Raw genomic sequence first — 19,135 nt, forward strand, 5'->3', positions numbered from 1 at the left:
CTTAGATTTTTTTCTCCAACTGTTGATGTGCACCGCGATCGGGACTGACCCATCTGGCACGACCTTTTTTACTGAATAAAACTTTCGGAAAAGCCGTTACGGCGGTAAAGAGATTCAGTAGCCAATAGGCAAAAGGGTACCAAATCATCCAAAAATAATTTTTACCCAAACCTTCATCATAATGACCGTCCAACCATTTACTGACCGCAAATTGTATTAAACAAGCACCGATTAAAATGACACTGCTTTGGTCAGGCAAAATAGGAGATTGCTGAGGCATTAAATAATTGATAGGTGCAAACAAACTGATAAACCAGACTAAAAAAACCAATGCCATGCTATACGCCCACAGCGTACTTAACATAAGCTCAGTCATGAGACCCCAAAGATGGGTTTGTTTATGTGAGAATAAAACTTTAAAATTTTTCAGCATCACTTGAACGCCGCCCATAGCCCAACGGAGACGTTGTTTCCATAGCCCTTTTAATGTCTCAGGCATTAAAATCCACACTAGCGCGCGAGGTTCAAAGCGGACATCCCAACCGTTGCGTTGCAGCTTCCACGTAATATCGATATCTTCCGTCAGCATATCGGGGCTCCAATAGCCCACCTCATGTACCGCCGCTTTTCGAAAGCCGGTAATGACCCCCGAAACGGTGAATATCCGTCCAAAACTGCGCTGGGCACGTTTGATCATCCCCACAATAGAAGAAAATTCACCCACCTGAATTTTCCCCAATAACGTCGTCCGATTTCGTATTCTCGGGTTACCCGTTACCGCGGCAACTTGAGGGTAGCGGATAAAATGTTTGACCATCCAGTAGAGACAATATTTATCCAGCAAGGCGTCTCCGTCAATGCACACTAAATACTCATACTTAGCCATTAATGCACCTGCTTGAAGACCTAACGCTTTACCCTGATTTTCAGCTAAGTTAACCACTTTTAATTTCGGATTGGTTTTTGCCAACTCGAGTAATATCTCTAACGTATTATCTTTGCTGCCGTCGTTAATCGCGATTACTTCAAATTCGGGATATTCCACGTTAAGAGCATAGGTGATGGTTTCGATTGCATTTTGTCCTTCATTGTAGCAAGGGATTAAAATACTCACCCCTTGCCAGTTCTCTTTGTCTCTAAGCGGGGGAATGATATTTTTGAGATAAGGTTTTTCATTTTTGTAATAAAAAAAGATTGCTCCGATAATCCATAAACTGGACATAAAGAGGGGATAATAAAAGACATATCCCAATACAAAGTGCCAGAGTGAATGCCAAAATAGTTCGAATGTCATCATCGGCTCTTTGGGGTAGTATTATTCGGTGTAGATAGATGCATATAGACCGGTTTTTTTGTGAATGCCTCTTTGATCGTATCGGCATTCGGAATGTTTTTAAATACATTATCGGGATAATACGCCATATGATGCACTCCTAAAGCATACAAATGAGTTATTGTATCACTCAACTCCTGTGATGAAATCGGTTCATCGTTTTTTCTCCAATTGAGCGTTTGAAGCTCCATTACCGTCCGTTCCAAGCCACACTCTTCTTGCTTTACCCGTTCAACGATTTTATCGTAAAATTGTCGTGTATCACTCGCTTGTTCCATATACGGCATCGCCATGATGGCAGTGTAATCGTATCGTTTGATAGATGCACTCAAACCTTGTCCATACCACTCTTGCGCGTATTCGTTGAGTGCCACTTGAGCGTATAAATTACGGGCCGTTTTTACCTCCGGATGAGCATCTCTTATGATCTGCGCCAGTTGCATCGCAAAACCGTCTAAATGGTCTGTTTTTAGGTTACTCCATTTTTCATACTGTGCTCTATCCGCTCGAATTTTGGTCACACTCGGTGCCAATCCCCATTTTTTATACTGTTTGCGTGCCGCTTTACTGTCATCTTCATAATCGGATAATGTCACGTCATCATGAAACAATATGCCGTCAATGCGGGGTGATACGGCCAAATCTTCATAAATCTCTTTGATAACTTTTTGTGCTTTGGAAGAAAACGGCGAGAGTCTAGGATAACCCATGTTGAGATGAGTCTGATCGACTTGTAACGTCACTACGGTGTCGTTGGCGGCTGGATGGGTTTTCGGTAATTGCCACGCCATCATCGGCATCCATGCATACAGACGTTTAACTTGGGTACGGGTGACTATTTGCCACGCTACACGGTTAAACAGATCGGCACGCATCGGAATATGGCGATTGGGGAAATAGACATAATCGGCAGCACCGTTGCCATCAGGGTCGGCAAAAGCTTGTAAATAGACCGTGTTAACCCCCAGTTTCTTGATCCGATCGAGCAAATCACCCAAATTTCTCTCCTGCTGTGCAGGATCGGGATCGTACATATAATCCAAATCGATATGGGCCGCTTTAGTGGTACGATCGTTATCGATCAAATTGGCATTGCGTGAGCGGATGTTTTGCTCTAACTCTTTGAGGGTCATGCTTTTATCGATTAATATCCGTCGAAGTCCCCATAAAGGGGTGAGCTTGGTATTGCTCCCATCATCCAAGGTTAACCCGACCTCCATTCCCAAATGCTCTGCGAGGGTACGTGAGGCTTTATTGTAATACCCATACGGCCAAACCATTACACGGGGTTTTTGCCCCGTATACGCTTTTAAAAAGCGGTTATTTTCCGAGAGATCGTTAGTGATTCGTTGCCGATACGCTTTCTCGTCTTCATACCTTTTTTTATCACTCAGCCACTGGCGTGTGATCATGGCCGGCTGCATATTCCCCTGCGGATTACCTTGAATCCCTTTGTGTAAAAAGTAGCTGTGACTGCCGATCTCTACCAATCCGCTGTTCACCATCTCTTTAATCTCCGCTTGGCTGAGGAACTTATCGCGCGGTATCATTTGCCCGTCAAAATTTACCGTATTGTTGGCATCCATCCAACTTCCGACCAATGCGATGACAACGGGAATTTTATATTTCTTGATGAGCGGATAGGCATTCGCATACACCGATTGATACCCATCATCGAACGTCATTAAAACGGCTTTTTTAGGTAAGGGCTTTGCGTGTTTTCGATACGCCAAAATATCATTGATACTGATAAAGTGATAACCCTCATCTATCAACCAATGGATTTGTTCTTCAAAGTGAGAAGGGGTGACCGCGTAGGTTGAATCGAGAGTCTCGCTTTTATCGGCGATTTCATGATAGCTTAGGACGGTAAACTCGTTTGGGTTTTGATCGCGACTGCAAGGATTCGGTAATTCGGTTGCCATGGCATAACTGCCGAAAATAGCGCCGAGTAGTAAAAGAGATTTGAGGATCGATTTGTGCATAGAATGAGTGTGCTTTGTTTTAAATTTTAATTGGAAATTATACACCATAACCCCTTTTACCTCCCCAATTTTACCCGTCGAACTAAAGTGCGTAAGGTCAGTTATAGTATAGTTTCACCACATTACGCAAAGGTTCGGGATGGAACACCAAAAGATCGACGTCCTCGTCGCAAAGATCAAAGCACTCGAATCGGAGCTAGAATTAGAACTCCAGCAGGAATATGAAAAATTTACCTGTGAAATTACAAAAAAACGGGAAGAGATTCTCGCTTCGTATCGGCATGATCGTGAGGGGTTGCTTCGTTATCTCGCGACAACCCCCATTTTACATCTATTGAGTGTCCCGATCATCTGGTCGGTGTTAATCCCAGCGTTGATACTGGATGCTTTCGTGAGTGTTTATCAGTGGGTCTGTTTTCCGATCTATAAGATCGCAAAAGTTAAACGGAGGGATTACATCATCATCGATCGTCACCGTTTAGGGTATCTTAACGCAATTGAAAAACTTAACTGCCTCTATTGCAGTTATTTTAACGGACTGATGGGGTATATCAGCGAGATTGCGGGTCGAACGGAACAATACTGGTGTCCGATCCGTCACGCAACGCGGGTCAAATCGATGCATAACAATTATAAAAAATTCTTCGATTACGGAGACAGTGATAATTTTCGTCAGAGAATAACAGAGCTTAGAGAAGATCTCAAAGAGGAGAAAGAGTGAAAATAGCTTTTATCGGAGATATCGTCGGACGTCCGGGACGGATGATGATAAAAGAGCATCTTATGAAGCTCAGACGCGAACACGGTATCGATTTCGTCATCGCCAACTACGAAAACGCTTCGCACGGTTTCGGGGTGACGATGAAAAATGCCCAAGAGTTGTTAGTGATGGGGATCGACTGCATGAGCGGCGGAAATCATACGTGGGATAAAAAAGAGATCCTCCCACTGTTGGAGACATTACCGCTTCTGCGTCCTCATAACTATCCCGATGGGGTTAAAGGGACGGGGTGCCGTATCTTCGACGTTGCGGGAGAGAAACTTGCCATCCTCAACATCATGGGACATTACGGGATGCCGTATGTCGATAACGCCTTTCGATGCGCCCGCGACACCGTAGCACAGCTCAAGAACGACGGAGTGGAGCATATCTTTCTCGATTTCCACGCCGAAGCCTCCAGTGAGAAACGCTCTATGTTGATGTTACTCGCGGGAGAGGTGAGCGGTATTATTGGAACCCATACCCACGTGGGGAGCGATGATTTCCAGATTGTCAAAGGGACGGCGTACCTTACCGACATCGGTTTGAGCGGTTGTCGCGACAACGTTATCGGAATGGATTCGAAAGTGCCGTTAGAGCGGTTTATCACGGGGGTATCGGGACGGTTCGAAGTACCTGAAAAATGCCGCAAGATTCTCCAAATTGCGATCATGAATCTCGAAGAGGGGAAATGCAGTGAAGCGTTTAAACTCAAAATATTCGATGACGGGCGTGTTTACCGAACCGATGCGTGGATCGAGGAATAAATGGAGCTTCACGACTCTTTTGAACTTTTTAGTGCATTAGAACGTCTTAAACTTCTCGAAAACTCTCCGCCGCTTTGGTGGCCTGCCTATGGAACTTTTGAAGTCGTAGTGGGTGCCATTCTCACCCAAAATACCCAATGGTCACGGGTTCAAATCTCTCTCGATAATCTTCGTAATAACGGACTCTTATCTCCTGATGCTCTCGCCCATTGCGATGTTGAGATATTGATGGAGCTGATCCGTCCGAGCGGTTTGTTCAAAGCCAAAGCCCAAAATATTATTCGCCTTTCTCGTGCCATGATGGACGATTTCGGGGATTTCGAGACGTTTGCCCTCAGCGTAGACCGTGAATGGCTGTTGAGTCAAAAAGGGATCGGTCTTGAGAGTGCAGATTCGATATTGTGTTACGCCTGTGCGCGTCCCGCGATGGTCGTCGATAGCTACACGGCACGATTACTGGGTGCATTCGGGTATGAGTTCGAGAGTTATGATGAGTTGCAGGAGTGGTGTGAAGAGGGGGTGAGAGGGTATTTCGACAGTGTTCAGTTACCTGCGGCTTTTGCGCGGTTTCATGGGATGATAGTGGAGTATGTGAAGAGCAATAGTAAGGGGAAAGTGGTGGTAATTACTGAAACTCTTGAAATCAGATAATTTATAATTTTGCTCAATATAATAGCTTTTAGATATAATTTAAAAATATTTATTTTAATTATATGGAGTATAAATGATTTACGCAGGATTTTGGCGGAGATTTGGAGCATATTGGATTGATGCAATTATTCTTCTCCCTCTTTCAGGGATTATTTATCTAATGAATGATTATTATCGGTTGGCTCAATTGTATTATTTTGTACCAAATGAATTATTTTTGATTTGGTTTGATGTCTATTTATTACGAAAATATGGTGGGACTCCCGGCAAACTCCTTATGAAACTTCGTGTCACAATGCTAGATGGGGCTAGGATCACTTTAAAGGCAGCATTTTTAAGATATATAGTTTTATTCATTCTTATGATTATTGCAGGAGTAGGTGGAATAATTGCAAAATTAAATATTACTGATGAGCAATATTATTCATTTAGCTATATAGAAAAAGGTCAAAAATTAATTGAATACGGACCTTTTTGGCAAGAATATATTATTATAATGATTCAAATATGGATTTTTAGCGAATTTATAACTATGATGTTTAATAAAAAACGTCGAGCTGTTCACGACTTTATGGCTGGAACGGTAGTTGTTAAAGTAGATACTAAAACACCTCTTTAACCCGTCCCACTACCCCGCTCATCAACCGTATTTTTTCGTTTGTGCTATAATTTCCATAATGAATTTACAAGGAGTATAGAATGCGTACACTGACACTTAAAATCAGTGATGATTATTTCGATCGATTTGTTGCATTTGTGGATATGCTCCCGAAAAAAGCGGTAAAAATTACCGAAGATAAAAAGTCCAAAGAGATCGAAACATTTCAAAACAATATCAAAGAAGCTTTTGACGATGTCAAAGCCGGACGGGTAAAAAGTATCCGAACAATCAAGTGAAAAAACTCTCCTCCGTCGTTATCCTCGAAACCGAAAAATTTTCCAAATCTGTAAAAAAACTCAAAAAACGATTCCGACATATCGAAGATGATTGTGCAGAGTTTGTTGAACACATCGAGCATGAAGAAGATTTAGGGATTCATTTGGGTGATGGGGTGTATAAAGCACGTATTGCCAACTCAGACAAAAAAAGCGGCAAAAGCGGTGGCTATCGACTCATCACCTATTTAAAACTCATTGATAATGAGCTTTACTTATTGTTTATCTATGATAAAAGTGATTTCGAAAACCTCAGTGAAAATGAGATAGATGCGTTAGTATTGGCTTCATTCAAATAACACTTAAAACACCTCTTTAACGCGTCCCACTTCCCCGCTCATCAACCGCACTTTAATCCCATGAGGATGATTCGGTGATTTGGTGAGGATGTCACGAACCACCCCCTCTGTTAATCTCCCCGTCGATTGATCCTCTTTGAGGACGATACTCACCCGTTTACCCGACATAATATTTTTCCGCTCTTTGCCGTCCATAGTTGATCCTTTTTCTTATGGATGCAATGATACCGCAATAGTCGATAAACGGTATGTGAACGGCAAACGCGTTATAATTTCATATCTATTTACAATTTTAGGAGAATCAATGATTCGTTTCGCAATGCTCTCAATAGTGACAATATTACTTTTTAGCGGATGTACGGTAAAAGAGTTTGGTGACGGTGTGAGTGATGGTATCGATGATGTGAAGCGTGTAGTTCGCGGGACCAATAACTAATCCCGCATTCTCTTTAGCACGCCAATACTTCGATAACGTCTACCCCCTTAGGGACGAGACATAAAAAACTATACGTTTCCTCTCCGAGTGTCTCATAACTGTGAGGCACCCCCGCAGGGATCAGTAACACATCTCCCGCTTCCGCTTCAATCGTTTTATCTCCGATCACGACACGCGCCCGACCGCCGAGGACGTATTGTTCATGCTCAACCGTGTTGGTATGCAGCGGCATATGACCCCCTGCGTCGATGGTAAAGTTACGCATGGCAAAATTGGGGGATTCATCGGGAGATAGGAGCATTTTCATACTAACCCCTTTTCCCGCTTTTTGGGGAATCGCTTCGATAGTCTCGATATGTTTGTGCAGATACATAGTTACCTCGTTATGGTTAAGTACGAAAGAGTAGCACAGGAGAGTTAAAAAATGAGGGATTTATTCTCTCCCGCATAAGCGGGAAAGCAAAAATTGAGAGAATTAAAAATAAAATGTAGCTCTAATGTACGATTTCATAATTAATCCTTATTCTCTTATTTGACAGTCATTTTATTGATGACATAATTAACGCCTTGAACATCCTCGGTCAGCTTGCTAACCAAATCCTTTTCAGCTTCGTTACGTGCCTGACCGCTGAGTGTGACTACCCCATTATTAGTGGTAACACCGGTTCGCAATACACCGGTAGATTTATGCATCATCAAGGTCATTTTTACTTGAGCCGTAATGGAAGCATCATCAATTTTTTCACCAATGGTATTGGTTGATTTTGCCAAGGTCATTTCATTTTTGACCCCTCTTACCCCTTCAATATCTTTGGCATATTCTGTAGTAAGCTCTTTTTGTGCAGGGCTAACTGCTTCGCCTTTTAAGGTTACGATTCCATCTTGTACAGAAATATGGGTATTTGTGGCATCAACATTACTGTGAAATACGAGTGCGGTTTGCACTTTCATTTTAAGCCACATATCGGATTTATCACTTTTGAGTACAATAGTATTGTCCACGCTTTTGACTCCGGGGAGTGCTTCTGCAACGTTTTGAGCCATTGGTATGTGTGTCTCATCCAAAACGTTACCCGATAAGATAACTGCCCCGTCTTTTGAACTGATTTTGATATTTTCATCAGTTAAATAGGTTTTATAGACATAGCTCTTTTTAAATGATGATTCAATACGATCATCTGTTTCAGATGCGAATAGTGGGAGAGTTGTCGCTATTAAAACAGCTGCAACTATCGCTGTATTCATGGCATTGGTACGTTTAATTAATTTCATAATATTTCCTTGGTATTAGTTTTTTGTCAATGACGTTGAAAGAAATGTTTTCATAACATTTAAATATAGGGCTTACTACAATGATCGAATGCTTTTCCTCTCAGGTGCATTCTAATATGCCTAATTAGCAATTATTGTTTTTTAAATATATCGCTTGTATCTTGCAGGGCTGTTCCTAAGGAATTCCATGTACTTTCGATACCCTCTTTGAGGTGCTCCCACGCATCGTTCCCAGCTGTGTCAAGCTCTTTTAGCTTCTCTTTTGTCGTATCAACCATCTGTTGAAGTTCATCTACGTGCTCATTGTATTTAATTCGGACATCGGCTGCAGAATTTTTTACTTCTGCTTTGAACTCGACGAGTTTGGCTTGAGCCAATTCCAATTCGGCATTCATTTTTTGTTTATAGGCTTCTTTTGTACTCATAATAGTTCCTTTTAAGTGTGGCGATCCAAAGGGTTCAGAGGTTCATCCCTCTGAACTACGAAACGAAGGTATCAAGCTGTCAAATACAACAGCACATGATTGGAGGTGAGTCTTAAGTGGGATTTATAGTTTTCGTCCCTGAATGATACGAATGAGAAGTACCACAACCGCAATAACTAAAAGAATATGGATAAAGCCACCCATTGTATAGGAGGAGACAAAGCCGAATGCCCAGAGGACAATGAGAAGGATTGCAATAGTTTCAAGCATGTTTTCTTCTTTAGCGTGTCGTAAATGATGCAGACCAATGTCTGCAGCTCTAATATTACGCGTCAGTGCTAGACGTTATGCTATTTTAGTTTATTCAGTAATAAACCAATACATATTTGATAACAGAGTACAACCGGACAACTTCATGACATATAAATAAATAAAATTAATAATAATTCTATTTATTAATGAAATATAAATAAAAATGGATAGTTGTAATATAAAGTATTTAAGTGATCTTGCTGGGATAGACTGAATTCAGTGAGAAATCACAATAGAAAATATAAGGAATAATTATGAAAAGATTGAAAATGATAAGTACTGTCGTTGTTGCAATGACAGTTCTCGCTGGATGTACTGCAAAAGCTCCTACTACGGGTGATTTTATGCGTATGCATGCCGCAGATGAAAAAGCAACAGGGATAGATCAAAAAGAGATAGCTAAAAATTGGGATAAGGGGTTGGCCTTAAAAAAATCAGGTGAAAAATTGGTCAAACATGGCGAAGAACTGGTTAAATCAGGTGATAAAGATATTACGACGGGTAAAAATGAGATTGAACAAGGGAATAAAGATATTATCGAGGGGACGAAACTGACCGATGAAAGCGAACGTGTGTTTCATGAAAAATACCCTGATTTAAAACTCGACATTAAATAGTTATACTACTCTCACGGCTGCTTCTTAACGTACGTATCGGAGAAGTTGCCCTTTAAAAGGGAGAGTAAGGTAAGTAGTATCCAGCGGTTTACTCTGGGTATGGGAAAAATCGAGGGTGAGCATTTTTTTACTGAAATGAGAGTGGTTACCACGCCCCGGATCGACAATGATCACTTCGCAATGCTCTTTGGTATGGCGATCGATAAATCCCGCTAAAAGGTTAATATGGTCTCTCTCATAGAGGAGATCACTTCCGATAATAAGATCGAATTCACCCAGCGTATCGTCAAAATCCCCCCATCCGGTGCGGGTAAAAGGGATAAGTTTGTCGTTATTGATACGGACGTTTTCATCCATGAACCGTTTTGCTTCGGGGTGGTAATCGGTAGCGGTGATGTTCGCCGAACGGTGGTTGAGGACGAGGCTAGCGAGACCGATACCGCATCCTACCTCTAAAATCCGTTTTCCCGCAATGTCGAAGTCGCTCATCAGATGGGCGAGAATTTTACTCGAATCCCAGATCACGCCGAACAACGGCCATGATGCGGAGGATATTCCGAGATTGTGTGCCATATTGTCGGTATCGTAATATTGTTGGGTATCTCTGAGGGTTCGGACGTGGATGTCAGCGTTGATAAATTCGAGGGTTTGATAACGGAATCGTAAAGGTGAGGGCATAGCTACCTTGCGCTTACGCGCGAAGGTTTAGCCACGAGGGAGGATTGTCGAAACTGAGTTCACTTTCGTGCCAGTCGGTTTTTTCACTGTTGCGGGCGTGGAGTTGACCGCCGATAAGGGTGTATTGTAACCCTGTAACGTTACTGGTAAGCTTTTTACCTTCTTTTAATGCGCTCAAAACGGCTTCTTTGCTTTCCATGGGGGTCCTTTAAAATCGGCTTGGAAAAACACCTAATAGTGTCTTTAGTAAAATGATTTCGGGAAAAAATGGAATCTTCCGCATAAATGCGGAAAGCTTTAGGGGATTGCAAAGGACAAAATTGTCCTTGCCATCTAAATGAGCTTAGCTCATTTAGATGTGTAACACAAGTAGAAGTTACAGAGCTGTAACGTTTTCTGCTTGTGGACCTTTGTCACCTTGACCTACTGTGTAAGTCACTTTTTGACCTTCGTCAAGAGAAACACGGCCATAACCAGTGCTGTTGATTTGACGGAAATGTACGAATACATCTTTGCCGCCGTTATCTTGTTGGATAAATCCAAAACCTTTTTCGCTGTTGAACCATTTAACGGTTCCGTTTAGTACGTCTGCCATAGTAAACCCTTTGTGTTGTTATACACTTCGTTGCCGAGGTGGTCGAAAATATAAAGTGGAGTATTCTTATGGTAGATCGTACTGTTAACTAAAAGGTCTTCAATAAAAAGCAAACCAAAGATGAAACTCTAAATCATCTTTCTGTAAGGGTATTGTAGCTGAAAAAAAACTTAATAGCAAGGAAAGTTATTAAACTTTAGACTGCACCGTAATTTTGGTTGCTTCGAACAGCTCCGCCGCTTTTTGAATCATCGGCTCTTTGAGGACATCGCTGCCGTCAAACTCTTTTATACTGGTTTCATCACACGCGCTTACACAGCTCCCTACGCCGATTTCAGCCTCTTCTACCATCGATGCGGGTTCAGGAATCGGTTCGAGGGTACTGATCTCTTCAAGAGGAGGCGGAGGGGAAATCTCTTCGGCTGTTTTGGTACACGCTTGAGATTTAATCTGGGTAGTGACTCCGTAAATCTCTCGGACAAATTGGCGGATGATCCCGAAACTGTTTTTCAGAAGCTCTTTGTCTTCACCTTCGGCACAACTTTCCCATGTCAGAGTATCCTCTTCAAAAGAGAGGAATTGGACGTTATTTTTAAAACAGACTCCCAGCTCACCGCTTCGATCACTAATACGTTCACATAATTGTTCGTACGGGGATTTTACCGCAGGGGGTGTCGGGGTAACATGAATGGTCGGTGTTTCGCTGACACTTGCGGCGATAGGTGTTTTTGTCGGTATATGGGTAACACGGGATTCGAGAGACTCGATCATCTCATCAATCTCTTTGATTTTGAGCGCTTCAATCATTTTAAAGAGTACGAGGCTCACCACAAATCCACCGTCGGCATTGATCGCAAAAAGGGTTTTGGCATCGCTCAAGATTCGGAAAAACCGCTCGATAACCAGAGGACTGAAACGGTGATCCCCCTCATACAGCCGCTCTTTGAGATAGGCGATTAGTTCATCGACGACCATTTCCGACTCATACGCTTCGAGTTCTTGAAGCATTGATATGAGGCTTGTACGGTCTTTGGCAAAAATAGCGTCGAAAAGACGGCTGATATAATCGGGATCGAGAAGCCCCAACATATCGGCAACGGTTTTAACGTCCACGAACCCTTTGGAGTAGATGATGGCTTGATCGAGTAGGGTGAGGGTGTCGCGCAAACTTCCTGAACCGCTGCGGGCGAGAATATCGAGTGCTTCGGCTTGGTACTCGATATTCTCCAAATGGAGGATATGGCTGAGATGATGGACGATATTCGGGTGGCTGATCCGTTTGAACCGAAAATGTTGCGTGCGGCTGAGAATCGTCGGCGGCAGTTTTAGCGGATCGGTCGTCGCGAGGATAAATTTGACATATTCAGGCGGCTCTTCGAGGGTTTTAAGGAGAGCATTGTGTGCCTCTTTGGTGAGCATGTGCACTTCGTCGATGATGAAGATTTTGACATTGGCGCTCGCAGGGCGGTATTTGGTGTGTTCGATTAGGTCGCGGATATCGTCGATTTTACGGCTGGAAGCCGCATCCATTTCGATAATGTCGATATGACGCCCTTCGTTTGCCATGACACAGTGGCTACACACATCGCATGGGCTGGAAGTGGGGCCGTTTTCGCAAATAAGTGATTTCGCAAAAATCCGTGCCGTAGAAGTTTTTCCCGAACCGCGAAGTCCTGAGAAAAGGTAGGCATGAGAGAGCCGTTTTGAATCAAGTGCGAGAGAGAGGGTTTGAGAGATACTCTCTTGACCGATCAGCTCTTCAAAACGTCGAGGGCGGTATTTAAGTGCTAGTACTTCGGATGTGCTCAATGGAGACCTCTTTGATTCTGAGTGATAAAGTTTACCGTGCTTAGGGTAAAAATTATATTATAGGGCTAGCCACTCTTTTGCGACGCGGCGAAGCCCTTCGGGATTTTCGGAGGCAAAAAATTTAAGGCTTGTATTTTCAAAACGTTTTGTAAAATCGTAATGGCTCTCCAGATATTCGACAATCGCTTCACCGGAGTGGATAAGGGAGCTTTTCCCCTCGAAATAGTTGTCAATCGCACGGGCGACTAACGGAAAATGGGTACATCCGAGGATAATCGCATCGGGTGTTTTATCTAAGTCACGAAAATAGTGGCGGAGGGTGCTTTGAAGTACTTCACCCTCGTACAGCCCCTCTTCGACGATCGGAACAAGCAAAGAGGTCGCGATGGCACTAAGATTTTTGTATCCCAATTCGTGCAGCTTTTTTTCATAGGCTCTTGATTTGACGGTTGCTTTGGTTCCTAGAATGAGGATATTGGCCTCGGTGGAGGGGATGGCATTTTTAAGAGCCAGTACCCCCGGGTCGACCACTCCGATAACGTCGCAGTCACTGTGCTCTCTCATCTCATCGAGAGCATAGGCACTGACGGTATTGCATGCGGTGATGAGGAGATCGATTTCAAAGTTTTTAAAAAATTCGAGGGCTTCGAGCGAGTAGCGGATGATGGTGTTTTGATCTTTGACGCCGTAGGGGACGCGGGCGGTATCGCCGAAGTAGATAATCTCTTCAAAGAGCTTATGTTCCAACAGCGATTTGACGACGCTTAACCCCCCGACACCGCTATCAAAGACGCCGACTCTCATCTTATTTGGTCGACTCGTTCATGCTATCAAGAAACTCGATATTCGATTTGCTTTTGAGCATGGTGTTATAGAGGAAGCGGAGGGCTTCGACTTCATCCTCTTGTTTGTGCAACATAGAACGAAGGACAAATACTTTTTGTAACACATCCGGTCCGAGGAGGAGCTCCTCTTTGCGGGTCCCCGATTTGAGAATATCGATAGCCGGGAAGATACGACGATCGGAGATTTTACGGCTGAGGACAATCTCGGAGTTCCCCGTCCCTTTAAACTCTTCAAAAATAACTTCATCCATACGGCTTCCCGTTTCGACGAGAGCGGTGGCAATAATGGTCAAACTTCCGCCGTTTTCGATGTTACGCGCCGCTCCGAAGAATCGTTTCGGTTTGTGCAATGCGTTGGCATCGACTCCCCCTGAGAGAACTTTTCCCGAACTCGGCGTTACGGTATTGTACGCACGGGCAAGGCGGGTGATCGAGTCGAGAAGGATCACGACGTCTTTGCCGAGTTCGACGCGACGTTTGGCACGTTCGATTACCATTTCAGCAACTTTGACGTGGTTTTTTGCCGGTTCATCAAACGTTGAACTGTAGACTTCCCCTTTGACGGAGCGTTCCATATCGGTAACCTCTTCGGGGCGTTCGTCAACGAGAAGAACCATCAGTTCGATTTCGGGGTGGTTGTTGGTGATACCGTGGGCGATCTCTTTCATCAGCTCTGTTTTACCCGAGCGTGGAGGTGCGACGATCAATCCGCGCTGTCCTTTACCGATAGGGGCAAACAAATCCATCATTCGGCCGGTAAGTTTGGTCGGTTGGTATTCAAGTTTGATCTGCTCTAACGCATAGAGCGGAGTGAGGTTTTCAAAGAGGGGACGTTTTTTAGACTCTTCGGGAGGGAGGTAGTTGATTGCTTCGACTTTGAGAAGGGCATAATAACGCTCTTGATCTTTCGGTGCACGGACTTGTCCCGTAACGATATCCCCGTTACGCAGAGCAAAGCGGCGGATTTGGGTGCTGGAGACGTACGCATCGTGCATGGAATCGCTGAAGCTTTGGTCTACCGCACGCAAGAAGCCGTAGCCGTCTTGCATAATCTCCAAGATTCCGGTGAAGAGGATGAATCCTCCCTGCTGAACTTGTGTTTTGAGAATTTCAAAAATCAAATCCTGACGTTTGAGTTCATTCGGGTCTTCAATACTTAAAGAGGTAGCGATCTCGAGGAGATCTTCCAGTTTTTTAGTACGTAGGGCTTCAATCGTGAATCCGTCAACCGGTATATGGGTACGGTTTTTCGAGTTATTTCGAGGAGTTTTTGCGGTATCGCTCATGCGTGGAATGCCTTAAAGTGTGTGGATTTAATCGGCGAGTTTTAGGTGAGATGTCATTGACAGGTCATTGTTTTGTTCCGACATTATAAACTATCGCTTGGCGCGTTGTCAAGAAAGGTAATTTTTCTAAAGAGATTTGTTAAAAAAGCTTCAGATTTAATTTAAGTGCAATCATACTTCCTTGCGTAATAAAGTCGAGGATAAAATATTTATGGCGGTAATAGAGCATCGGCATAAAGGCAATATTCGTATTGTCTTTTCCCTCCGTACACTCGACTGATCGTAGAGCGTCGAAACAATAGCCTCGTTGATAGCCGACTACACCGTAAATGCCAAAAGAATCAATCAGGTCGTAACGGTATCCAAGGGCGATGATGTCGGTAGTTTTATCACGGGAGTTTATAAAATGCAAGTAGGCGAGGGTATAGCGTTGATCAAGCACCGCTTCCGCACCGAAGGCGTTATGGTCTTCATTGTATTTCTTGCCGCTCTCAGTCGTGCCGAAATGGTGCGATACCATTCCTAGGGTTGCGTAGAGTTCAATCTCTTCGCCGGCAAGAGGGGATAGAAGCAAAAGGAACATCAGCAAGATTTTCATGTAAAAGATTTTATCGCAAATATCGAAAAATGATCGATTCGCAATAAAGATGTGAACGGTTTTTGCTATGTCTGTTTTAGAAAAAGCTATCAACATATTTTAAAAGGTTCACTTTGCTCGATTTTTTTAAAAAGAAAACCGAAGAAACTCCGACGGCATCAGCCGTAGAGACTCCAAGAGATTTTACCAATTCGATCGGTATGGAGTTTCTCTACATAGATGGGGGAGAGTACATGATGGGTCGTAACCCGCAGTACACTGAGGGGGGAGATGTAGAGTCTCCCGACCATCCCGTAAAATTAAGCGGATTTTGGATTGCCAAATATCCGGTGACCCAAGAACAGTATTTTAAACTGACCCGTGTCAATCCCTCTTATTTTAAGAACGATAAAGTTGAAGAGGAGAGCTCTCGTCGCCATCCGGTGGAACAGGTGAGTTGGTTTGATGCTAAAGCGTATGTGGAACTGCTCAACCGTTACGAGGGGAAAACCCGCTTTTATGCATTGCCGACCGAAGCACAGTGGGAATATGTCACCAAAGCAGGGGGTAATACCCGATTCTCTTTCGGCGATTCGGAAGCCATGCTCGATGATTATGCGATCTATGAGTACAGCTCGAACGGCAAAACGGCGATAGTGGACGGTAAACTCCCGAATCGATTAGGGGTTCACGCACTTTTGGGGAACGTATGGGAGTGGTGTGAAGATGACTTTTTCGCCAATTACAACGGCGCCCCGAGTGATGGAAGTCCGCGTATCGGCGGAGCAGAGGGGGAATCGTTTAAAGTACGCCGCGGCGGAAGCTATAAAACGGGTTATTTGTGCCTGCGCAGTGCATTTCGAGGGTATTCACGTCCCGATTTGATTTCTAACGATATTGGATTTCGTCTTGTTATTAACGGAAATCCGTTTAAATAAACTCTCCGCTCTCATAAAGCCATTTTCCCTCTTCTTTTAAAAAGCGGCTTTTCTCTTTGAGGATACCGCTATCGAGCCTCGCTTCAAACGTGACAAAGGCTTCTGCGTCTCCATTTATAAATGCATCGATGTTTAATCCGATAAACTGAGTATTTTGAGAGAAATCCAAAATGCTTTTTCTCCAATACTCTTTATCCTCTGTGTAATCAGGGTTGTTCGGATGGGTGGTTGCCATAATATACTCGGCTAATGAAAGGGAAAACGCGCTGTAGCGTGAACGCATAAGACGCAGGGCATTGGAGGGGAATATCCCTTTATGGTACGGAAGACAGCATTTTTTGTACTTTTCACCGCTGTGACAGGGGCAGGAGGCATTGTTTGAAATTTTCATGCCGTATCTTACAAAATGCCATCTTTTTAACCTCTTAGCTGAGCTAAGTTATAATCGCTTTTATGATGTATGAAATAACAACCCTTATTACCTTCGCGGCCGCCGGAACATTTGGATGGATGTGGAATCAATCCCGTCAACATTACGCTCTGCTTGAAGCACGTGCGTTACAGCTGCAAGAGTTGTACGCCCAAGAGCAGATGCTAAAATCAAAAATACAAACGCAATTGGAGACGACTCTACAAGAGTACCATTCGCTAGAACGGGATTACGCGGTGCTGCACACCCGTCATGAGGAATCCTCACGCTCTTTCGAAGAAAAAATTCGTCTTTTAGACGAAGCAAAAGTGCAGATGAAAGTGCAATTTGAACAGTTGGCGGCGCAGATTTTCGAACAAAAAGCGAAAACGTTTGATGAAGCGCATACCAAAGGGCTTGATTTGCTCCTCAAACCCTTTCGTGAGCAGATAGCCCAATTTGCAACGCAGAGCAAAGAGCAGTTCATCCACGATGCGAAAGAGCGACAAAGCATCAAAGACGAAATCCTCCGACTCAAAACCCTCAATGAACGGCTTAGCCAAGATGCGATCAACCTCACCCAAGCGCTTAAGGGGGAAAACAAAACTCAAGGAAACTGGGGTGAGATTGTATTAGAGCGGATACTTGAAGAATCGGGACTGCGTGAGGGGCACGAGTATGAAACTCAAAATACCTACAGCGATGAAGAGGGGAAAAAGTTCCGTCCCGACGTTATTGTCCATTTACCTCAGAACAAAGATATCATCATTGACTCCAAAGTCTCGTTGGTGGCTTATGATGCGTTTATCCGAGCAGAGAGCGATGAGGAACGTGCCCATGCCCTTAAACAGCATCTCCTCTCGATCCATGCTCATATCAAAGGGTTGAGCGGCAAACGATACGAACAGCTCAGCGGGGTTAGGACTCTCGATTTCGTCCTCCTTTTTATGCCGATAGAGGGGGCATTTCTACTCGCACTGGAGCAGGATAATACGTTTTTTAAAACGGCGTATGAGCAAAATATCGTTGTTGTTTCCCCTTCGACATTGCTCGTAACCCTCCGTACCATCGAGCATATTTGGCGAAGCGAATATCAAGAACGCAATGCTAAAGCGATTGCCGAATCTGCCGAAGCGTTGTATGAAAAACTGGTAGCGTTTGTCGAAGATATGGAGAAAATCGGCGAGCAGATCGGACGTACTCAAAAGAGTTATGAGGGGGCGATGAATAAGCTCTCTAGCGGAAAAGGGAATTTGATTCGCCGTGTCGAGTCGATGAGAAAACTGGGATTGAAGCCGAAGAAGTTACTTCCCTCCTCGGTAACCGATACCGAAGACGAAGAAGAGATTCTCTTATAGGTGCGGAATCTTTACCTTTGAATTCAGCAATGCTCCGATGATGATCATCAGGGCAAGTACCCCCATCCATCCGATAAATCCCGATCCCAGCCATACGAGCCAAAGTAAAATGGCCCCAAGCGGAGTCGGCACACCCGTAAAATGTTTTGCAACTTCCCCCGCATCGGTGTTGATGTTAAACTGGATTAGACGGCGTAAACCGCTGATGACATAATAGATGGAAGCGATTGAGGTGATGATGAGCGCTAATCCCGTGAGATCGGTATAAACTGACTGGAAAATAAAGAAAGTCGGTACAAGGACGAAGCTGAGAAAGTCGGCAAAAGAGTCGAGTTGTACGCCAAACTCGTTTGAGAGGCCGAATTTGCGAGCGATTTTGCCGTCGATGATGTCAAACGCTCCCCCCATCCATGCGAGGATAACGGCAATCATAAACTGATTTTGGGTAATGAAGTACGTTGCCAGCAATCCGCAGGTGATATTTGCCATCGTTACTAAGTTGGCAAGGTTGAAATGACTCGTAGAACGCCACAAAAATTGCATAAAAACTCCATACTCTCTTTTTAATCTATAAATTATAACCAAACCCTGCTGAAAGAGTTTATGAATAATAATGAAAAGTGTTATCATTATTAAGCTTGCTATAAGTCGAGAGTCATTATCATTACGGAAGATTTTAATAATGCAAATCAAAATAATGAAATGTGTTGATAAGCAAAAAAAGGAGAGTTTATAATGAAAAAAACACTAGTACTGAGTATGGCTGCGGTGGTTGCATTAAGTGCATCGAGCATCGATGAGGCGTTCGTAGCGGGAAAAGCGAGCGGTGTGATTCGAGCGGCATACG

The 19,135-nt window shown here is 43.7% G+C and carries 26 protein-coding genes; 10 read left to right on the plus strand and 16 right to left on the minus strand.

Annotated features, from left to right (window positions below):
- Position 1: 1 nt before the first annotated feature.
- Together pgaC and pgaB are read right to left on the minus strand one after the other, a co-directional pair.
- A complete protein-coding gene (gene pgaC, locus RMO68_RS05140; RefSeq protein WP_310439635.1) occupies positions 2–1,294 on the minus strand; it encodes a poly-beta-1,6-N-acetyl-D-glucosamine synthase in 1,293 nt (430 codons plus the stop codon).
- The gene (gene pgaB / locus RMO68_RS05145; RefSeq protein ID WP_310439636.1) at positions 1,294–3,318 is read right to left on the minus strand and encodes a poly-beta-1,6-N-acetyl-D-glucosamine N-deacetylase PgaB; all 2,025 of its coding nucleotides are present in this window, start codon (positions 3,316–3,318) and stop codon (positions 1,294–1,296) included. Before pgaB ends, pgaC begins: the two co-directional genes overlap by 1 nt.
- A 139-nt stretch (positions 3,319–3,457) precedes the next feature.
- On the opposite strand from pgaB, the gene RMO68_RS05150 reads away from it, so the two are divergent.
- The 6 genes from RMO68_RS05150 to RMO68_RS05175 all read left to right on the plus strand — a co-directional run bounded on the left by RMO68_RS05150 (position 3,458) and on the right by RMO68_RS05175 (position 6,731).
- Positions 3,458–4,039, plus strand: coding sequence for a hypothetical protein (locus tag RMO68_RS05150; protein WP_310439637.1), 582 nt, complete (start codon positions 3,458–3,460; stop codon positions 4,037–4,039).
- Positions 4,036–4,845, plus strand: coding sequence for a TIGR00282 family metallophosphoesterase (locus RMO68_RS05155; RefSeq protein WP_310439638.1), 810 nt, complete (start codon positions 4,036–4,038; stop codon positions 4,843–4,845). The genes RMO68_RS05150 and RMO68_RS05155 overlap by 4 nt, the downstream gene beginning before the upstream one ends.
- Positions 4,846–5,496: a 3-methyladenine DNA glycosylase gene (locus tag RMO68_RS05160; protein ID WP_310439639.1), complete on the plus strand. Its 651-nt coding sequence runs from the start codon at positions 4,846–4,848 to the stop codon at positions 5,494–5,496.
- A gap of 73 nt (positions 5,497–5,569) precedes the next feature.
- A complete protein-coding gene (locus tag RMO68_RS05165) occupies positions 5,570–6,115 on the plus strand; it encodes an RDD family protein (protein WP_310439640.1) in 546 nt (181 codons plus the stop codon).
- 80 nt (positions 6,116–6,195) lie between these two features.
- Positions 6,196–6,393, plus strand: coding sequence for a hypothetical protein (locus tag RMO68_RS05170; protein WP_310439641.1), 198 nt, complete (start codon positions 6,196–6,198; stop codon positions 6,391–6,393).
- Positions 6,390–6,731, plus strand: a complete 342-nt coding sequence (locus RMO68_RS05175; RefSeq protein WP_310439642.1) for a type II toxin-antitoxin system RelE/ParE family toxin — start codon at positions 6,390–6,392, stop codon at positions 6,729–6,731. The genes RMO68_RS05170 and RMO68_RS05175 overlap by 4 nt, the downstream gene beginning before the upstream one ends.
- Before the next feature lie 3 nt (positions 6,732–6,734).
- Here the strand turns inward: RMO68_RS05175 and RMO68_RS05180 are convergent, their stop codons facing one another.
- Positions 6,735–6,926: a YwbE family protein gene (locus RMO68_RS05180; RefSeq protein WP_294870613.1), complete on the minus strand. Its 192-nt coding sequence runs from the start codon at positions 6,924–6,926 to the stop codon at positions 6,735–6,737.
- Between the two features lie 109 nt (positions 6,927–7,035).
- On the opposite strand from RMO68_RS05180, the gene RMO68_RS05185 reads away from it, so the two are divergent.
- Positions 7,036–7,167 (plus strand): hypothetical protein, encoded by a 132-nt coding sequence (locus tag RMO68_RS05185; protein ID WP_310439643.1) that lies wholly within the window; start codon positions 7,036–7,038, stop codon positions 7,165–7,167.
- A gap of 13 nt (positions 7,168–7,180) precedes the next feature.
- On the opposite strand, the gene RMO68_RS05190 is transcribed toward RMO68_RS05185, so the two are convergent.
- From RMO68_RS05190 to RMO68_RS05205, 4 genes are all read right to left on the minus strand, one after another.
- Positions 7,181–7,540, minus strand: coding sequence for a cupin domain-containing protein (locus RMO68_RS05190; RefSeq protein WP_310439644.1), 360 nt, complete (start codon positions 7,538–7,540; stop codon positions 7,181–7,183).
- Between the two features lie 155 nt (positions 7,541–7,695).
- A complete protein-coding gene (locus RMO68_RS05195) occupies positions 7,696–8,439 on the minus strand; it encodes a BON domain-containing protein (RefSeq protein WP_310439645.1) in 744 nt (247 codons plus the stop codon).
- A gap of 131 nt (positions 8,440–8,570) precedes the next feature.
- Complete coding sequence (locus RMO68_RS05200) at positions 8,571–8,864, minus strand: hypothetical protein (protein WP_310439646.1); 294 nt, start codon at positions 8,862–8,864, stop codon at positions 8,571–8,573.
- 123 nt (positions 8,865–8,987) lie between these two features.
- Entirely contained in the window at positions 8,988–9,134 is a 147-nt protein-coding gene (locus RMO68_RS05205; protein ID WP_310439647.1) for a lmo0937 family membrane protein, read from the minus strand.
- A 296-nt stretch (positions 9,135–9,430) separates the two neighbouring features.
- Here RMO68_RS05205 and RMO68_RS05210 point away from each other — a divergent pair, with 296 nt between their 5' ends.
- Positions 9,431–9,793 (plus strand): hypothetical protein, encoded by a 363-nt coding sequence (locus RMO68_RS05210; protein ID WP_310439648.1) that lies wholly within the window; start codon positions 9,431–9,433, stop codon positions 9,791–9,793.
- Between the two features lie 24 nt (positions 9,794–9,817).
- On the opposite strand, the gene RMO68_RS05215 is transcribed toward RMO68_RS05210, so the two are convergent.
- The 7 genes from RMO68_RS05215 to RMO68_RS05245 all read right to left on the minus strand — a co-directional run bounded on the left by RMO68_RS05215 (position 9,818) and on the right by RMO68_RS05245 (position 15,604).
- Entirely contained in the window at positions 9,818–10,471 is a 654-nt protein-coding gene (locus tag RMO68_RS05215) for a class I SAM-dependent methyltransferase (protein WP_310439649.1), read from the minus strand.
- Positions 10,472–10,484: 13 nt separating this feature from the next.
- On the minus strand, positions 10,485–10,670 hold the full coding sequence (locus RMO68_RS05220) for a hypothetical protein (protein ID WP_310439650.1): 186 nt from the start codon (positions 10,668–10,670) through the stop codon (positions 10,485–10,487).
- A 177-nt stretch (positions 10,671–10,847) separates the two neighbouring features.
- Positions 10,848–11,066 carry a cold-shock protein gene (locus RMO68_RS05225; RefSeq protein ID WP_294896378.1) on the minus strand — a complete coding sequence of 73 codons (219 nt, stop codon included), beginning with the start codon at positions 11,064–11,066 and terminating at the stop codon, positions 10,848–10,850.
- 189 nt (positions 11,067–11,255) lie between these two features.
- A complete protein-coding gene (locus RMO68_RS05230) occupies positions 11,256–12,875 on the minus strand; it encodes a DNA polymerase III subunit gamma/tau (protein WP_310439651.1) in 1,620 nt (539 codons plus the stop codon).
- 57 nt (positions 12,876–12,932) lie between these two features.
- Positions 12,933–13,679, minus strand: a complete 747-nt coding sequence (murI, locus tag RMO68_RS05235) for a glutamate racemase (protein ID WP_310439652.1) — start codon at positions 13,677–13,679, stop codon at positions 12,933–12,935.
- A 1-nt stretch (position 13,680) separates the two neighbouring features.
- The gene (gene rho / locus RMO68_RS05240) at positions 13,681–15,006 is read right to left on the minus strand and encodes a transcription termination factor Rho (protein WP_013459409.1); all 1,326 of its coding nucleotides are present in this window, start codon (positions 15,004–15,006) and stop codon (positions 13,681–13,683) included.
- A gap of 139 nt (positions 15,007–15,145) precedes the next feature.
- Positions 15,146–15,604 (minus strand): hypothetical protein, encoded by a 459-nt coding sequence (locus tag RMO68_RS05245; RefSeq protein ID WP_310439653.1) that lies wholly within the window; start codon positions 15,602–15,604, stop codon positions 15,146–15,148.
- A 113-nt stretch (positions 15,605–15,717) separates the two neighbouring features.
- Between RMO68_RS05245 and RMO68_RS05250 the strand changes: the two genes are divergently transcribed.
- Positions 15,718–16,521 carry a formylglycine-generating enzyme family protein gene (locus RMO68_RS05250; RefSeq protein ID WP_310439654.1) on the plus strand — a complete coding sequence of 268 codons (804 nt, stop codon included), beginning with the start codon at positions 15,718–15,720 and terminating at the stop codon, positions 16,519–16,521.
- Here the strand turns inward: RMO68_RS05250 and RMO68_RS05255 are convergent.
- A complete protein-coding gene (locus RMO68_RS05255) occupies positions 16,514–16,912 on the minus strand; it encodes a YchJ family protein (protein WP_310439655.1) in 399 nt (132 codons plus the stop codon). The genes RMO68_RS05250 and RMO68_RS05255 overlap by 8 nt on opposite strands.
- Positions 16,913–16,974: 62 nt before the next feature.
- On the opposite strand from RMO68_RS05255, the gene RMO68_RS05260 reads away from it, so the two are divergent.
- Positions 16,975–18,288: a DNA recombination protein RmuC gene (locus RMO68_RS05260; protein WP_310439656.1), complete on the plus strand. Its 1,314-nt coding sequence runs from the start codon at positions 16,975–16,977 to the stop codon at positions 18,286–18,288.
- On the opposite strand, the gene RMO68_RS05265 is transcribed toward RMO68_RS05260, so the two are convergent.
- A complete protein-coding gene (locus tag RMO68_RS05265; RefSeq protein WP_310439657.1) occupies positions 18,283–18,831 on the minus strand; it encodes a CDP-alcohol phosphatidyltransferase family protein in 549 nt (182 codons plus the stop codon). The genes RMO68_RS05260 and RMO68_RS05265 overlap by 6 nt on opposite strands.
- Positions 18,832–19,135: the final 304 nt, after the last annotated feature.

The organism is Sulfuricurvum sp. (assembly GCF_031427015.1).
GTDB lineage: Bacteria > Campylobacterota > Campylobacteria > Campylobacterales > Sulfurimonadaceae > Sulfuricurvum.